This window comes from Bradyrhizobium altum, from assembly GCF_020889705.1.
In the GTDB taxonomy this organism is placed as follows: Bacteria; Pseudomonadota; Alphaproteobacteria; order Rhizobiales; family Xanthobacteraceae; genus Bradyrhizobium; species Bradyrhizobium altum.
Window position 1 is genome coordinate 1 of the sequence record NZ_JACMYP010000213.1, and the last position, 15,284, is coordinate 15,284.

Consider the following 15,284-nt stretch of genomic DNA (forward strand, 5'->3'; position numbering starts at 1 on the left):
CCTCGAAGGGTGCACGGCCCGTGGCCCATCCTTCGAGGCTCGCTCCGCTCGCACCTCAGGATGACGTCGGAATACGCGGATCGGCCTCGAGGCTTCACCTACTGCGCTTGGCCCGATGTCCCGGCGAGCCGCCTGTTAAAACTCTCGACATTGATCAGGCCGCGGGCGTGGCGGCCTTCGCCGAGCTTGCGCGTGCCCTCAAAGGCCTCGACCTCGAAGCGGATCACGCGGCGCTCGACCGCGATCACCTTTGCGGTGGTCCGCACTCTGGCCCCGACAAGCGCGGCAGCGAGATGGCGGATATCAACCTCGGTCCCGACGGTGACCCAGCCGGGCTGCAGCGCGGCACGAATGGCATCGCCCGAGGCCATCTCCATTTCGAGGATCATCATCGGCGTGGCATAGACCATCGGCATGCCGGGCACGAAATGCCCGACGGTGCGCTCCGGCGGCACCACGAGCATGCGCTCGGCGCTCATGCCGATCTTGATGAAGTCGCGTGCGTCCATTAGCGCCTCAAAAGACCGTCGTCCCGGCCTTGAGCCGGGACCCATAACCACCGACGCTTGTGTTGCGATGGCTGGGGCCCTAGCGAGCATAACAACCGGCATCGGTGGTTATGGGTCCCTGCTCCAGTGCGCAATTGCGCACAAGGCAGGGACGACTCGTGGAGAGATAGGGGCTACTTCTTCGCCGCGGCGGCGCGCTCGACGAAGGTCTTGCCGCCCTTCATCTTGTGATGCAGCGGCGCTTCGTTGATCTGGATCACGACGGCATCGGCGTCGACGCCGAGGTTCTTCACCAGCGCCTGGGTGATGTCGCGCATCATGCCGGCCTTCTGCTCGTCGGTGCGGCCGGCGGCCATGCTCACGGTGATCTCGGGCATCGGAATACTCCCTGGTTGTTGTTGACGTGCAAACCGGTCGGCTGCCGGTCCGGCTGGCGCGCCATCTTTTTGAAGATGGATGCGCGGGTCAAGCCCGCGCAGGACAAACCAGCTATCCCCAGTTCACGTCGTGCCGCCCGAGCACCTCGCGAACCTTGGCGACCAGATCAGCCTCGGAGCAAGAGAACTGGGCGGGGCGCGTTTCGCGCCATTCCCGATTGGACGCGATCGCAGCCGCCGCCTTGGCGCCCTCGATCAAATCCTTGATCTGCACCTCGCCGCGCGCCTTCTCATCCGAGCCCTGGATGATCACGCAGGGCGAGTTGCGGCGGTCGGCATATTTGAGCTGGTTGCCCATGTTCTTCGGGTTGCCGAGATAGAGCTCGGCGCGGATGCCGGCCTGGCGCAGCTGCGCGACCATCTTCTGGTAGTCGGCGACGCGGTCGCGATCGAACACGGTGACGATGACGGGCCCGAATGCGGCCTGCGTATCGAGCTGGCCGAGCATCGTCAGTGCGGCCTGCAGGCGCGAGACGCCGATCGAGAAGCCGGTCGCCGGCACCGGCTCGCCGCGGAAGCGCGAGACGAGGCCATCATAGCGGCCGCCACCGCCGACCGAGCCGAACCGCACCGGGCGGCCCTTCTCGTCCTTGGTGTCGAGCAGCAGCTCAACCTCGTAGACCGGGCCGGTGTAGTATTCGAGACCGCGAACGACGGTGGGATCGATGCGGATGCGATCTGCGCCATAGCCGGACGCCGCGACCAGTTTCGCGATCTCTTCGAGCTCGCTCACACCGGCCTGACCAACTTCACTCTTTGCAAGGTAGGTCTCGGCCGCAGCGATGGCGTCTTTCCAATCGTCGCGCTTCTGCGTGACGGCCAGAACGATATCGGCATCCGCCGGGCTCAGCTCGGCGCCCTTGGTAAAGTCGCCCTTGCCCTCTTCACCGCCATCCCATCGCCCGGGACCGAGCAGCTTGCGAACCTCATCGGCAGGAAACTTGTCGAGCTTGTCGATCGCGCGCAGCACCGTGAGCCTGCGGCCTGCATTGTCCTCGCCGCCGAGACCGATCGCATCAAGCACACCGTCGAGCACCTTGCGGTTGTTCACCTTCACGACATAGGAGCCGCGCGGAATGCCGAGCGCTTCCATCGTGTCGGCCGCCATCATGCAAATCTCGGCGTCGGCCGCCGGCGTCGCCGAGCCGACCGTGTCGGCATCGAACTGCATGAACTGGCGGAAGCGGCCGGGACCGGGCTTCTCGTTGCGGAAGACGTAGCCGAACCGATAGGACCGATACGGCTTCGGCAGCGCGTCGAAGTTTTCCGCGACATAGCGCGCGAGCGGCGCGGTCAGGTCGTAGCGCAGCGAAATCCACTGCTCGTCGTCGTCCTGAAACGAGAACACGCCCTCGTTGGGCCGGTCCTGGTCGGGCAGGAATTTGCCGAGCGCATCGGTATATTCCATCGCCGGCGTCTCCACCGGCTCGAAGCCGTAGAGCTCGTAGACGGCGCGGATCTTCTCGACCATCGCCCGCGTGGCATTGATCGCGGCCGGGCCGCGATCTTCCAGCCCGCGCGGAAGGCGCGCCTTCAGTTTCTGGGGTTTTTTGGGTTTCTCGGCCATTGGCGGCGTTTACCAGCGGACGCGCAAGGCGGCAACCCGGCTCTGCGCCTCCGCCGCCGCCGAACACTGGTCTTCAGGGCTGCTCCATCCGCGCGCGAAGCGCGTCGGCGTCGGCCTTCGGCATCGATTTCAGCAGCGGCTTGATGGTCTCGCCGCCGACGATCTTGCCGTTGCGCATGAACATCCAGTCGGAGATGTCAGCCTGCTTGAACTCGGCGAGGTCGCCGGCCCGCTTGCCCGGCAGGTCGCGCGGCTGGTTGGCGAACCGGCCGGAATAGCCGCCGCTCGGCAGCTTCTTCACCTCGCGCATCCAGATGTGCTCGCCCTCGTTGCGATGGGTCGGAAAGCGGACCTTGAGCGAGTGCTGGGTCTCCGACGGCTTGGGCGCCTCATAGGAGGCCCAGAATGCCGGAAGCGTCTCGCGCGCATGGCTGATCGCGGCGTTCATCTCCGGGTCGGCCGTGCGGACATCGATCACCGGCGAGCGGTCCTCGGCGCGCGCCGTGTTGGTTCCGGCGAGCGCGAACGCAGCCGCGATCAGCACGGCAAAGGTCAGACGTGTTACGGGAGTTTTGGTCATGTCACACGCGAATGGGAATTGTTTGAAGCGGGAGGCGAGACTTTGTCGCGCGCTCGCGTCAGGCCGTTCATGCCATGACGGCCGATCACACGGAAAAATGACGACCGAGGCGAAGCGCCGGCGCACTCGCTGGAGTTCCAAAGCGAAAGCGCCTCTCCCTTTGCAAAGGGAGAGGCGCCAAATCGAAGTCAGCAGTGGAACCGCTGCGTCAGGCGACGTTCCTGATCCAGTTATGCGGGTCGTTGGTGCGACCGTACTGGATGTCGACCAGCTTCTTGCGCAGGCCCATCGCGACCGGGCCGGCGACGCCGCCGCTGATCTGGAAGTCGCCGCTCGCCGAGCACACCTTGCCGATCGGCGAGATCACGGCCGCGGTGCCGCAGGCGAAGGCTTCCTTCAGCTTGCCGCTGGCGGCGTCGGCACGCCACTGCTGGATCGTGTAGGGCTCCTCGCGCACGCGCGTGCCGGTATCCTTGGCAAGCGCGATGATCGAGTCGCGGGTGATGCCGGGCAGGATGGTGCCGAGCGGCGGCGTCGAGAGCGAGCCGTCGTCGAACGCGAAGAAGATGTTCATGCCGCCGAGCTCCTCGATGTAGCGGCGCTCGACCGCGTCAAGGAACACGACCTGATCGCAGCCGCGCTCGATCGCCTCGGCCTGTGCGCGCAGGCTTGCGGCATAGTTGCCGCCGCACTTCACGGCGCCGGTACCGCCGATCGCGGCGCGCGTGTAATTCTCCGACACCCAGATCGACACCGGCGCGGGACCGCCCTTGAAGTAGGAGCCGACCGGAGAAGCGATGACGGAGAAGATGTATTCCGCCGACGGCTTCACGCCGAGGAAGACCTCGCTCGCGATCATGAACGGCCGCAGATAGAGACTGCCCTCGCCGCCCGGGATCCAGGCGCGATCCATCCGCACCAGCTGCTCAACCGCGTCGATGAACACGTCCTCGGGCAGCGGCGCCATCGCCATGCGGTCGGCCGAATCGTGGAAGCGCCGGGCATTGGCGTCGGGACGGAACAGGTTCACACCACCATCGTCGCGCCGGTAGGCCTTGAGACCTTCGAAAATCTCCTGGGCGTAGTGCAGCACCGCGCCGGCCGGATCGAGCGGAAAATTCGCGCGTGCCTCGACGCGGGCGCTGTGCCAGCCCTTGCCCTGGCTGTAGCGGACGATCGCCATGTGGTCAGTAAAGACGCGGCCGAAGCCCGGGTCCACGAGCTTCGCTGCGCGGTCCTTGTCGGAGGTGGCGTTCGGCGAAGGCTGGATGTCGAATTTCAAAGTCATTTTTCTTGCTTTCCGCTGTCGGAACCGGCGCCATACCGGGCGACGGCCTGTTTCCCCCGGAGCCGTCAGGCTCGGCTGGTGCGAACTTCACCACCGCCGGCAACCCGGCCGGTTTCCATCGCCAACATGCCGTTTAGACATGCTTTTGCGGAGTGCTGAAGTCCAGTATGTTTGCCGAAATGCCGCTCGACAATCGCACGGTAGTCCAATTCGCGGCCCAAACCGCCTCACAGGCTATTTCAGGCCGCCTCAAACGCTGTCGGGGACGAAACGACCTAATGTTTCGTCGCGACCGGCAGTTTTGTAACATTGAACCCAAGATACGTCAATATGACTGACATAAATTTCTCAGGCATGGCTGCCAAGCCCGATTCGCAGGGAGATGATCACGCTCCTGCGGCGGGCGGCCGCGACCTGCGCTGGGACATCATCGAGCTGTTGTTCTTCGCCTACCGCGACTTTGTCGGCGACGCCGACCAAGAACTGGAGGCGTTCGGTTTCGGCCGCGCCCACCACCGCGTCATCCACTTCGTCACCCGCTATCCCGGCCTGAAGGTCGCCGACCTGCTTGACGTCCTGCGTATCACCAAGCAATCGCTCGGACGGGTACTCAAGCAGCTGCTGGACGAAGGCTACATCGTGCAGAAGACCGGCAACAACGACCGCCGGCAGCGCCTGCTCTACGCAACGCCGAAGGGCGAGGCGCTGGTCGCCAAGCTCGCAGGGTTACAGACCGACCGCATCAACCGCGCCGTCGCCGGCATCGATCCGGCCGGCGTCGAGACGGTTCGCCAATTCCTCCGCGCGATGATCGACCGCGACGATCCCGACAAGGTGCTCGAAGCGATCTTCGGCGGCGGCAGAAAAACAAGGGAGTGAACCTGGTGCAGGCTGCAACCCTGGTGCGCACGCCGGTCGAGCCGGCCGACGATGCGCCGCATCTCCTGCTGGTCGACGACGACCGGCGCATTCGCGACCTGTTGTCGCGCTTTCTCTCCGGCGAGGGCTATCGCGTCACCACGGCCATGAGCGCCACCGACGCACGCGCCAAGCTGCTCGGGCTGCATTTCGACCTGCTCATCCTCGACGTGATGATGCCCGGCGAGAACGGCTTCGACCTCGCCCGCTTCATCCGCACCTCCTCGACAGTGCCGATCATCATGCTGACCGCCCGCCATGAGGCGGAAGCCCGCATCGAGGGCCTGCAGATCGGCGCCGACGACTATGTCGCCAAGCCGTTCGAGCCGCGCGAGCTGGTGCTGCGCATCGGCAATATCCTCAAGCGCACCGCGCCGCCGCAAGTCACTGTCGTCGAGCAGATCGCGTTCGGCCCCTACATCTTCCACATTGAACGCAGCGAGCTGCGCCAGGGCGAGGAGATCATCCATCTCACCGACCGCGAGCGCGAGATGCTGCGTATCCTCGCAAGCGCGCCCGGCGAGACCGTGCCGCGCGGCGAACTGACCAGCGGCGGCACCGTCAATGAGCGCGCGGTCGACGTCCAGATCAACCGCCTGCGCCGCAAGATCGAGCACGATCCCGCCAATCCGCTGTTCCTGCAGGCGGTACGCGGCATCGGCTATCGCCTGGTCGCCTCGCCGTAAGATGCAGCCATGAGCACGCTCGACACCGGCCTGACCCTGATCAAGAACGCCTCGCAGCGCGTCTCGAAGGCCAATGGCTGGATGGGCAATGCGTTCAAGAGCTGGATGCCGACCGGCCTCTACGCCCGCGCGCTCCTGATCATGATCGTGCCGATGGTGATCCTGCAGACCGTGGTCGCGTTCGTGTTCATGGAGCGGCACTGGAACACGGTGACGCGGCGCCTGTCGGCCGCAGTGGTCTCCGACATCGCCGCGCTGATCGACGTCTACAAGAATTATCCGCAGGACAAGGACCGCGCGCAGCTGCGCCGCATCGCCCAGAAGCTGCAGCTCGTGGTCGACTTCCTCCCCGCCGGCGACATGCCGCCGCCGGGGCCGAAGCCGTTCTTCTCGCTGCTCGACCAGACGCTGTCGGTGCAGCTCGGCCGCCAGATCAGCCGTCCGTTCTGGATCGACACCGTCGGCAAGTCCAACCTGGTCGAGATCCGCGTTTCGCTCGACGATTCGGTAATGCGGATCTTCGCCCAGCGCAGCGCGGCCTACGCCTCCAACTCGGAGATCTTCATCTTCTGGATGGTCGGCACCTCGTCGATCCTGCTGATCGTCGCCGTGCTGTTCCTGCGCAACCAGATCAAGCCGATCCTGCGGCTCGCCGATGCCGCCGAAAGCTTCGGCAAGGGCCGCGAGGCGCCGAACTTCCGGCCGCGCGGCGCGCGCGAGGTGCGGCGCGCGGCACAGGCCTTCATCGAGATGAAGGCGCGCGTCGAGCGTTCGATCGAGCAGCGCACCGCGATGCTCGCCGGCGTGTCGCATGATCTGCGCACCATCCTGACCCGCTTCAAGCTCGAACTCGCCTTGATCGGCGAAGGCCCCGAGATCGACGCGATGCGCAAGGACGTCGACGAGATGTCGATGATGCTGGAGGACTACCTTGCCTTCGCGCGCGGCGATTCCGGCGAGGTCGCGCAGCCGACCGACATGGCGATGGCGCTGGAGGAATTGCGCAGCGACGCCGAACGCCACGGCCACACCGCGACCGTCGCGTTCCACGGCCTGCCGGTCGTCACGGTGAAACCGGCCTCATTCAAGCGCTGCCTCGCCAACCTCGTTTCCAACGCGGCGCGCCACGCCAACACCATCTCGATCACCGGCCAGCGCGACCATCGCTATCTCAACATCACGGTCGACGACGACGGGCCCGGCATCCCGGCCGACATGCGCGAGGAAGTGTTCAAGCCCTTCCTGCGGCTCGACGACGCCCGCAACCAGGACGAAGGCGGCAGCGGCCTCGGACTTGCGATCGCGCGCGACATCGCCCGCTCGCATGGCGGCGACATCATGCTCGGCGAAAGCCCGATGGGCGGCCTGCGCGCGGCGGTGCGGGTGCCGGTGTAGCTACCAGCGGTAGGACAAAGTGCCGATCACCTGACGCCGTTCGCCGGCATAGCAGTAGCCGGACTGACAGGTCTGGTAGTGCGTGTCGAACAGATTGGTCGCGTTCAAGCGCATGGTGGCGCCGAGCAATCGCCGATCCAGCTTGCCGAGATCGTAGTCGATCACGGCATCGAACAACGTTCTCGCCGCATTCTGGAACGTATTCTGGTCGTTGCCGAAGTTGGTCCCGATGTAACGGACACCGAGGCCAAGCCCGAGCCCTTCGACGGGGACGCCGGACTGGAACGTGTATTTGCCGAAGGCGGCGAAGGAATTCCTCGGAATGCCGGAGAGCTCATTGCCGGTCGTATCGGGATTGCCCTGCGTGATCACGACGTTCAGGTGGGTGTAGGCCGCGGTGAGATCAAATCCCTGCTTGAGCGCCAGCTTCGCCTCGAGCTCCACGCCCTTCGATTCGACCTGCCCGGTTGCCGCCTGGAAAGCCATGTTGCTCGGATCGGTGCGCAGCACATTGTCCTGCGTGATGTCGAACACCGCGGCGGTCAACAGCACCGGCACCCGCGGCATCTGGTACTTGATGCCGATTTCCTTCTGCTCGCCGGTGGTCGGCTTGAACGGCGATCCCGATGCATCGACGCCGACCTGCGGGGCGAACGCCGTCGCGTAGCTGACATAAGGCGCAACGCCATTGTCGAAGACGTAAGCGAGGCCCGCGCGGCCCGCGAAGGCGGACGCCTTCTGCGTTGACGGCACGCCGTCCAGGCCTGCGGTCGTCGTCTGCGAGACCCAGCTCTGGCGGCCATTGAGCGTCAGGATGAAGCCGCCGAGCCTGGCCTGCTCCTGCGCATAGACCCCGACCTCGTCGGTCGACTGCTTGTTGAAGATCGAGAATGCCGGCGACGCGATCGCCTGGGCACCATAATTCATCGTCAGGAGATTGAGATCGGGAGCCGGCCCGTAGCCGATCTTGTCGTTGTAGTAGGAGTGCCCGTAGTCGACGCCGAACAGCGCCGTGTTCTTGATCGCGCCGAGCATGAACTTGGCCTCGGCCTGATTGTCGAGCGTCACGGTATTGAAGCTATCCAGGATCCGCAACGCGGAGCGCGACGCGAGATTGGTGCTGCTGTCGATGGAATCGATCTGGGTGTATTTCGCGTCGGTGTCGACCTGATAGAAGCGGAAGTTCTGCCGCACCGTCCACACGTCGTCGACATCGTGCTCGAACGCGTAACCGACGCGATATTGCTTCTGATCCATGGCGCTGAAGGCCGGATCGTTCGAGTAGATGTTGGTCAATTGTCCGTCGGGCGTGCGGAAGTTGCCGATGCTCGCGGCGGTTCGGCTGCTTTGATACTCGCTGAGGATCGTGAAGGACGTACTGACGTCGGGCGCCAGGTCAGCGCAGGCGCGATATAGGTGCGATCGTCGTCGTTGCCGGGATACCAGGTCTTCGCGTCACGGAGCAAACCCGTCAGCCGGTAATACAACTGATCGCCGCCGGGCACCGGACCACCGATGTCGAAGCTGCCCTGGTAACGGTCATAATTGCCGGCCTGCAGCTGCACCTCGCCGAACGGCGTCAACGGTGGCCGCTTGGTGGTGACATCCACGATGCCCCCGGAGAGCCAAGGCCGTAGAGGCCTGAGGCCGGGCCACGGAGGATCGACACGCTGTCGAGACCGTAAGGTTCGATCTTGGGAATGGCGAAGTTGCCGCCGCCCTGGCGCAGACCGTCGCGATAGATCCCCGTATAGGTCGCATCGAAGCCGCGGATGTAGAAACTATCGAACCGGGGATCATAGCCGAACGCGGTGGTCGTGACGCCGGGCGTGTAATTGACGGCGTCCTTGAGCGTCTGAACGTTACGATCCCTGAGCTCCTTTTGCGTGACGACCGAAAGCGACTGCGGCGTCTCGATCAGCGCGGTGTTGGTCTTGGTGCCGGCCGTGCTGCCGGTCGCAACGTAGCCGGTCGTCGTACCGATCGTGCCGGCCGCGCCTTGCGACCGCGGAGCCTGGTTCTGAGCGGGCCCCGCAGCAGTGCGGCGTGGGCTCACCACGGTGGTGCGCGAAGACCTGGTGTTCCGACTTGAAGCGACGGCGCTACGCTTCCTTGCAGCGCCAGGTTCATCCACGGTTACGGCTGGAAGCACGCTGACGTTGTTCTGCGGAGAGCTCGTTTGTGCCTGAGCGCTGGCGACGTTTGCATCCATCGGCACAAGCACGACCGAACCGAGAAACGCTGCGATGATCGCAGCCGTTGATGCAAGCAAGCTGCGCTTGCTTCGCGACGAAGCCATTCCCACCAAGCAATCGCCACACTTCCCCAGGCCGATCTTGATCGAGCCGCGTGCTCGTCGTTGAGCAGACTCGATTGGGGCGGACTTCTATCGGCGGGATGCGTCGAATTCCACACGCGCAAAATAGATCCATTGAAGCGCGCGATGCACGACACTGGAACGATTCAAGATGCGCAACACTGGAGCGATTCAAAAAGACATGTTGTCGCAGCGAGCTTTTCAGCACGAGGAATTCGCTGCACGTCCTCGTTCTCTCAGAGAGTCTCGAATGCGAGACACGCAGCGATCATTCAATGATGTTGATGTCGTCCTGCAATGCCGTCGTGCATTGCGCGCCGCCGCGACCGACACCTGACGTCTTGTTTGACATCCATTCTATTGAAGATGAGAGGCCGGTGACCGTTGTGCGTCGCGACGCGCGCTCGGCGTCAACCTTTAGCGACAACGGTGAAGCGAATACGCCGGCGTGACGGAGTTGGCGCACAAGGTCCAACGGCATCATTGCGAACCGACGGGTCGCGCGAACGAACGCTCAATGAAAGGCAGCGCAAAACCGCTTGGCAGTTTTGTCGCTGGTTGCTCGCAACGATGGTGGTGAAAAAACGTCACGTCCTCTCAACATCAGAGAGGACGTGCTTAGGGCGCGCGGCGGCAAGCGAAGGCGCTGCGCCCTACTTCTGCTTGGGCAGGAGGCCCTTCAGCTTTTCCATGTCCTTGACGTTCATCTTCATGCCGCCGGGCATGATGATGTCACCGGGCTTCTGGTCGCTCTTGCAGGCGCCGAGCCATTTCGCCTCGATGGTCATCGTGGTGTCGCGGGAGCCGGCCGCGCCGCCTTCCGCGTGCGAGGTGCTCTTGACCGTGTAGGCGGAATTGAAATCGCCGACGATCTCGGCATGGCTCTTCATCGACATGCCGGCGACGCTGCACACGCTGTCGCTGACATAGCCGGTCGCGGTCTTCTGGATGTCCTGCTTGGAGCAGACTTCCTTGGCCATCGGCGAGGCCGCCGCGCTCATCTCCTTGTCGGTGGTCTCGTCGGTGCAGTGCTGCATGGTGATTTCCGGCATCGGCCCGCCGGTACGCACCATTTTCATCTCCCACAGACCGGCCTTGCGGATCGGCAGGTCGACGGCGCTCGCGGCACCGGTGGACAGGACAAGGCAAACAGCAGAACCAAGCAAGGCAAGCTGTCGGGTCATGCGGTGAGCTCCCGGCTGAACGATCGAAGGATTTGGAGTGCGCTCAGTAGAGCGTGCGCACCGGCCTCTGGGCCGAACCGTAGGGCACCCAGCGGCAGGCAAACGAGATGTAGCCACCCGGGTAGCGCTGCATCGCAAGGAACTTGACCACCTTGCCGTAGGAAGCGCAGTGATCGACGGCGAGCTGCCGCGCATCGGTCTGGGCCGCCAGCGTATAGGCGATGATACCGCCGGTATCATTGCCCTTGAACGGCGGCACCGGCTGCATCCAGTCGGCTCGCGCCGGACCAACGGCCAGCATCCCGCAAACGGCAACCAGGCACGCGGCCAATTTCCTTCGCATCGCAGACTCCATTTCGCTTGCGACCAACATAGAGTGCGCCGGCGACCATGGAAAGAACGAGCCGGCTGCTGGAGGTGGACTTCTCCGCAGGTGTTGCCGCGCTGCACTTGACCTTGCCGGGGCTTCACGGCACCGTTCGCCGCATCTGATCATCGGGTGGATTCCCATGCGCAACCTGTTCAACTCCCCCACTAAACTCAGCCACACGCTTCGCCTCGGCGCCGCGCTCGTGGTCGGCCTTCTGGCGTTCGGGGGCACGGCTCAGGCCGCCAATCCGTTCGAATTGAATTTCTGGCTGTCCGGCCCGCGCTATGACGGCAATGTGGCACCCTGCGAGAGGGCCCTGAACGTCATCAGCGATCAATTCCACGAAAAGGAAGCCACTTTCTGGAATTCGCCGCTCGTGATCACCGGTTTCAGCCGGATCCATGAGACCGCGTTCCGCCCCTGGCAGTCCGATAACATTCCGCGCCGCTATTGCTCGGGCGATGCGATGCTGAGCGACGGCAAGGTACGCAAGGTGCACTATTCGATCATCGAGGACGGCGGCTTTGCCGGCCTTAGCCAGGGCGTCGATTGGTGCGTCGCCGGGCTCGACCGCAACTGGGCCTATAACCCGTCCTGCAAGGCCGCCCGGCCCTGATCTCCGACCAGATTGGTGAAGCAGAAGCCGCCGCCGTTCAGACGGCGGCTTTTTTGTTCTTGAAATGTTCTAGCGGCCTGCTAGGTTCCGAATGGTCGCGTGAGGGGAGCGTTTGATGCCTCGGTTGGTCACAATTTCCCGATTTCTGATTTCAGTTGCCTTTGTTCTGTGTGGTGCGATGGGGGCCTCTGCCCAGGATCGCCGGCAGAATGCGCCCGGCGAGTTCGATTTCTATGTGCTGTCGCTGTCGTGGTCGCCCTCGTTCTGCGAGGCGGCGAGCGAGCGCGGCAACAACGGCCGCGGCACCCAGGCGCAATGCGGCGGACGGCCGTACTCGTTCGTGGTGCACGGGCTGTGGCCGCAATATGAGCGGGGCTTTCCGGAATACTGCCAGCGGCCCTCGCCCCGCCTCGCCCGCAACATCATGACCTCGATGCTCGACCTGATGCCGGCGCCCGGGCTGATCTACAACGAGTGGGACAAGCACGGCACCTGCTCCGGCCTCGGCGAACGGGCCTATTTCGAAGCCATTCGCAAGGCGCGCGCCGCGGTAAAGATCCCCGAGGAATTCCTGCAATTGACGGAGCCGAAGACGATCGCGCCCGACGAGCTGGAGACGGCGTTCATCAAGGCCAATCCGGGGCTCAGCAACTCCGCGATCTCGGTGACCTGCGACAGCAAGCGGCTCAGCGAGGTGCGGATCTGCCTCAGCAAGGATCTGCAATTCCGTTCCTGCGAGGAAATCGATCGCCGCGCCTGCCGCCGCGATCAGGTGCTGATGCCGCCGGTTCGCGGCGGCTGAAGTCTCGTCCGCGTCACGGCCGGGCAAACGCGCGTCGTCGCGCCGAGTGTCCCGGCCATCGACGCCATCACGAAACTAACGAGATAAGGCATGATGCCCGGGACAGGCCGGGCATGACGCAGTACAACATGCGCACCCTCTGGAGCGCAGCGTCATCGCATGAACTATCGTCACGCCTTTCATGCCGGCAGCTTTGCCGACGTCATCAAGCACATCGTGCTGGTGCGCATGCTCACCTACCTGCAGGAGAAGCAGGCGCCGTTCCGCGTCATCGACACCCATGCCGGCGCCGGCCTCTATGATTTGACGTCGAGCGAAGCGCAGCGCGGCGGCGAATGGCTGACCGGCATCGCGCGGCTGATGCAGGCGCGGCTGTCCGACAAGGCGTTGCCGCTGATCGCGCCCTATCTCGACATCGTCAGAGCATTCAATCCGAGAGGCGAGCTGAAAGCCTATCCCGGCTCGCCGTTGATCGCGCGGGCGCTGCTGCGTCCGCAAGACCGTATGACGGCCTGCGAGATCGAGCCCGTGGCGCGCAAGCAATTGATCGATGCATTGCGACGCGATGCGCAGGCGCGCGTCGTCGATCTCGACGGCTGGATGGCGCTGCCCGCATTCGTGCCGCCGAACGAGCGGCGCGGCCTGGTGCTGATCGATCCGCCATTCGAAGCGAAGGACGAGTTCGAGCGGCTGGCGAGTGCCTTCACCGAAGCGTTCGCGAAGTGGCCGACCGGCACGTATCTTTTGTGGTACCCCGTAAAAACCCGGAGAGCTACCGACGAGCTCGCGCGCAGCGTGGCTGCAACAACAGCGAGCAGTCGGCCCGCGGGCAAATGCTTGCGTTTGGAATTCAGTGTGGCGCCGCAAGAAACAGGCGCAGGCCTCGTTTCCACCGGCCTTTTGATAGTGAATCCGCCGTGGACGCTGGCGGGCGAGCTGAAGATCATTTTGCCCGAACTCGAGAGACCGCTTGGTCAAGGCGGCGCCGGACGCTTCAGACTCGAAACGCCTAAACCTTGATCGGTAGCACCCACTGAAAAGTTCTATTTGAGCATAGGCAACGCGCGCGGAACCGTATTATGCTCATCCTGTTACGACTGGCTTTACGTTCCGCTTCCGCGAATGGTTGCGGCGGAGTGACAAGGCCGAAATAAAATCCAGGCAGACCGGTGGCGTGACGCCGGCCTGTTCAGGTGGCCAAGCTTCCGACAAGCGAATGTCGGTCAACCGCTACGCGGCGTGCGCGTAGCGGTGGAGCAATACGGGGGAGGAGTTTCCCGATGGCCATGACTGGGACAGTCAAGTTCTTCAACGGAGAGCGTGGCTACGGCTTCATCAAGCCTGATGATGGCGGCCGCGATGTGTTCGTTCACATCACAGCTGTCGAGCGTGCAGGATTGAAGGACCTGACTGAAGGACAGCGCATTACGTTCGAGGTTGAACCCGACAAGAAGGGCAAGGGCCCGAAGGCGGTCAACCTGGTGGTTTCATGATGAGCGCGCGCGGTGCGTGGCTCGTGATGAACGGCGAATGAAGCGTTGCGTGTGAGTTGACTGCCGGGCGCGTGGCTCGCGCTCGCTGCACGACCACCTGCATGATGCGGACGCGATTGACGGTGCCCGCATATCCGGTGCGTGCGGCCGTCCGACTGGTTTCGCGGACGCCGCGGCGTTGATGCAGCCGCGCGTGATGTCGGCGTGCTCAGCACAAAGAAAAACCCGGCCGCGCGAGGCGCGGCCGGGAGTTGATGTCAGACGTTTTCTTGTTCTCAGAAGTGATAATTGATGCCGGCGCGAACCAGGCTGAAGCTGTAGCCGTTCGGCGCGCCGCCGGTGATCGTAAAGTTGCTGTTGGCGAGATCGACGTAGAGATATTCGATCTTGGCGCTCCAGTTCGGGGCAAAGCCCATTTCGGCGCCGGCGCCGACGGTGAAGCCCGCATTGGTATGCGACTCCGATATGCCGAAGGTCTCGCCGCGCAGTTCGCCGAAGGCGAGACCGCCGGTCGCGTAGAACAGGACATTGTTGACCGCATAGCCGGCGCGGCCGCGCACGGTGCCGAACCACGGGTTGGAGAACTTCCAGGGCGCGAACCGATCGTCGGCGGTGGTGCCCTGGATATCGGCCTCGATGCCGAACACCCAAGGCGAGCCGTTCTGGAAATTGTAGCCGGCCTGCACGCCGCCGACGAAACCGGACGGCTTGGTCGGGTTGTTCTCGACCGAACCCCAGCCGTAGCCGACGTTGCCGCCGAGATAGGGCCCGGCCCAGCTGTAGGCATTGAGCGGCTGATAGACGGTATAGGGCGAGCCGTAGTTGAGGTCGGCCGACGCCGCCGAAGTCGTCCAGCCTGCGACGATCAGTGCCAGCGCACGCGCAACAAACCGGGTCATGGGTACTCTCCACACGCAACTGCCGCAGCCCGCAGGCCCAGGGCCGGCGCGGTTACGGAATTCCACTTTTTTCGCTAAGGTTTATCGAGAGTTTTAAGTTAAAGGGTTGTTAAGCCCGGTTAGCGGCCCGCTCATCAGTCTTAACAATGTGTTACCGACCCGCCCCGGCCGGCCGCGCTGGGCCAGTAACACCCTGCAATCGGGGTTGTTTTCCTGCGCCGCC

At 63.9% G+C, this 15,284-nt stretch carries 18 protein-coding genes; 7 read left to right on the top strand and 11 right to left on the bottom strand.

The features are described from left to right. Positions 1–98: 98 nt before the first annotated feature. The 5 genes from H8B02_RS35305 to H8B02_RS35325 all read right to left on the bottom strand — a co-directional run bounded on the left by H8B02_RS35305 (position 99) and on the right by H8B02_RS35325 (position 4,381). Complete coding sequence (locus H8B02_RS35305) at positions 99–509, bottom strand: thioesterase family protein (protein WP_229170467.1); 411 nt, start codon at positions 507–509, stop codon at positions 99–101. A 173-nt stretch (positions 510–682) separates the two neighbouring features. Then, positions 683–886, bottom strand: coding sequence for a tautomerase family protein (locus tag H8B02_RS35310; RefSeq protein WP_044538952.1), 204 nt, complete (start codon positions 884–886; stop codon positions 683–685). Between the two features lie 112 nt (positions 887–998). Next, on the bottom strand, positions 999–2,513 hold the full coding sequence (hisS, locus tag H8B02_RS35315; RefSeq protein WP_229170468.1) for a histidine--tRNA ligase: 1,515 nt from the start codon (positions 2,511–2,513) through the stop codon (positions 999–1,001). Between the two features lie 73 nt (positions 2,514–2,586). Continuing rightward, positions 2,587–3,093, bottom strand: coding sequence for a YegJ family protein (locus H8B02_RS35320; protein ID WP_229170469.1), 507 nt, complete (start codon positions 3,091–3,093; stop codon positions 2,587–2,589). Between the two features lie 208 nt (positions 3,094–3,301). Next, positions 3,302–4,381 carry a branched-chain amino acid aminotransferase gene (locus tag H8B02_RS35325; protein ID WP_229170470.1) on the bottom strand — a complete coding sequence of 360 codons (1,080 nt, stop codon included), beginning with the start codon at positions 4,379–4,381 and terminating at the stop codon, positions 3,302–3,304. A 330-nt stretch (positions 4,382–4,711) separates the two neighbouring features. Here H8B02_RS35325 and H8B02_RS35330 point away from each other — a divergent pair, with 330 nt between their 5' ends. Genes H8B02_RS35330 through H8B02_RS35340 form a run of 3 tightly spaced genes read left to right on the top strand, consistent with a single transcriptional unit; the run spans position 4,712 to position 7,380 of the window. Next, on the top strand, positions 4,712–5,260 hold the full coding sequence (locus H8B02_RS35330; RefSeq protein WP_375776910.1) for a MarR family winged helix-turn-helix transcriptional regulator: 549 nt from the start codon (positions 4,712–4,714) through the stop codon (positions 5,258–5,260). Positions 5,261–5,262: 2 nt separating this feature from the next. After that, positions 5,263–5,985 (top strand): response regulator, encoded by a 723-nt coding sequence (locus tag H8B02_RS35335; RefSeq protein ID WP_171948219.1) that lies wholly within the window; start codon positions 5,263–5,265, stop codon positions 5,983–5,985. 9 nt (positions 5,986–5,994) lie between these two features. Then, positions 5,995–7,380 carry an ATP-binding protein gene (locus tag H8B02_RS35340; RefSeq protein WP_229170471.1) on the top strand — a complete coding sequence of 462 codons (1,386 nt, stop codon included), beginning with the start codon at positions 5,995–5,997 and terminating at the stop codon, positions 7,378–7,380. On the opposite strand, the gene H8B02_RS35345 is transcribed toward H8B02_RS35340, so the two are convergent. The 5 genes from H8B02_RS35345 to H8B02_RS35365 all read right to left on the bottom strand — a co-directional run bounded on the left by H8B02_RS35345 (position 7,381) and on the right by H8B02_RS35365 (position 11,224). Next, entirely contained in the window at positions 7,381–8,775 is a 1,395-nt protein-coding gene (locus tag H8B02_RS35345) for a TonB-dependent siderophore receptor (protein WP_233287883.1), read from the bottom strand. Continuing rightward, complete coding sequence (locus H8B02_RS35350) at positions 8,673–8,990, bottom strand: hypothetical protein (RefSeq protein ID WP_229170472.1); 318 nt, start codon at positions 8,988–8,990, stop codon at positions 8,673–8,675. Before H8B02_RS35350 ends, H8B02_RS35345 begins: the two co-directional genes overlap by 103 nt. Next, positions 8,960–9,439 carry a TonB-dependent receptor plug domain-containing protein gene (locus H8B02_RS35355; RefSeq protein WP_229170473.1) on the bottom strand — a complete coding sequence of 160 codons (480 nt, stop codon included), beginning with the start codon at positions 9,437–9,439 and terminating at the stop codon, positions 8,960–8,962. The genes H8B02_RS35350 and H8B02_RS35355 overlap by 31 nt, the downstream gene beginning before the upstream one ends. Before the next feature lie 911 nt (positions 9,440–10,350). Further along, the gene (locus tag H8B02_RS35360; RefSeq protein ID WP_097671589.1) at positions 10,351–10,881 is read right to left on the bottom strand and encodes a DUF3617 domain-containing protein; all 531 of its coding nucleotides are present in this window, start codon (positions 10,879–10,881) and stop codon (positions 10,351–10,353) included. A gap of 43 nt (positions 10,882–10,924) precedes the next feature. Then, the gene (locus tag H8B02_RS35365; RefSeq protein WP_176529291.1) at positions 10,925–11,224 is read right to left on the bottom strand and encodes a hypothetical protein; all 300 of its coding nucleotides are present in this window, start codon (positions 11,222–11,224) and stop codon (positions 10,925–10,927) included. 166 nt (positions 11,225–11,390) lie between these two features. Between H8B02_RS35365 and H8B02_RS35370 the strand changes: the two genes are divergently transcribed. From H8B02_RS35370 to H8B02_RS35385, 4 genes are all read left to right on the top strand, one after another. Then, on the top strand, positions 11,391–11,867 hold the full coding sequence (locus H8B02_RS35370) for a hypothetical protein (protein ID WP_229170474.1): 477 nt from the start codon (positions 11,391–11,393) through the stop codon (positions 11,865–11,867). Positions 11,868–12,045: 178 nt separating this feature from the next. Beyond that, positions 12,046–12,669, top strand: coding sequence for a ribonuclease T2 family protein (locus H8B02_RS35375; protein ID WP_229170475.1), 624 nt, complete (start codon positions 12,046–12,048; stop codon positions 12,667–12,669). 159 nt (positions 12,670–12,828) lie between these two features. After that, positions 12,829–13,689, top strand: coding sequence for a 23S rRNA (adenine(2030)-N(6))-methyltransferase RlmJ (locus H8B02_RS35380; RefSeq protein WP_229170476.1), 861 nt, complete (start codon positions 12,829–12,831; stop codon positions 13,687–13,689). Positions 13,690–13,949: 260 nt separating this feature from the next. Next, positions 13,950–14,162 carry a cold-shock protein gene (locus H8B02_RS35385; RefSeq protein ID WP_016844477.1) on the top strand — a complete coding sequence of 71 codons (213 nt, stop codon included), beginning with the start codon at positions 13,950–13,952 and terminating at the stop codon, positions 14,160–14,162. 275 nt (positions 14,163–14,437) lie between these two features. Here the strand turns inward: H8B02_RS35385 and H8B02_RS35390 are convergent, their stop codons facing one another. Continuing rightward, positions 14,438–15,061: an outer membrane protein gene (locus tag H8B02_RS35390; protein WP_212313441.1), complete on the bottom strand. Its 624-nt coding sequence runs from the start codon at positions 15,059–15,061 to the stop codon at positions 14,438–14,440. Between the last annotated feature and the right edge of the window lie 223 nt (positions 15,062–15,284).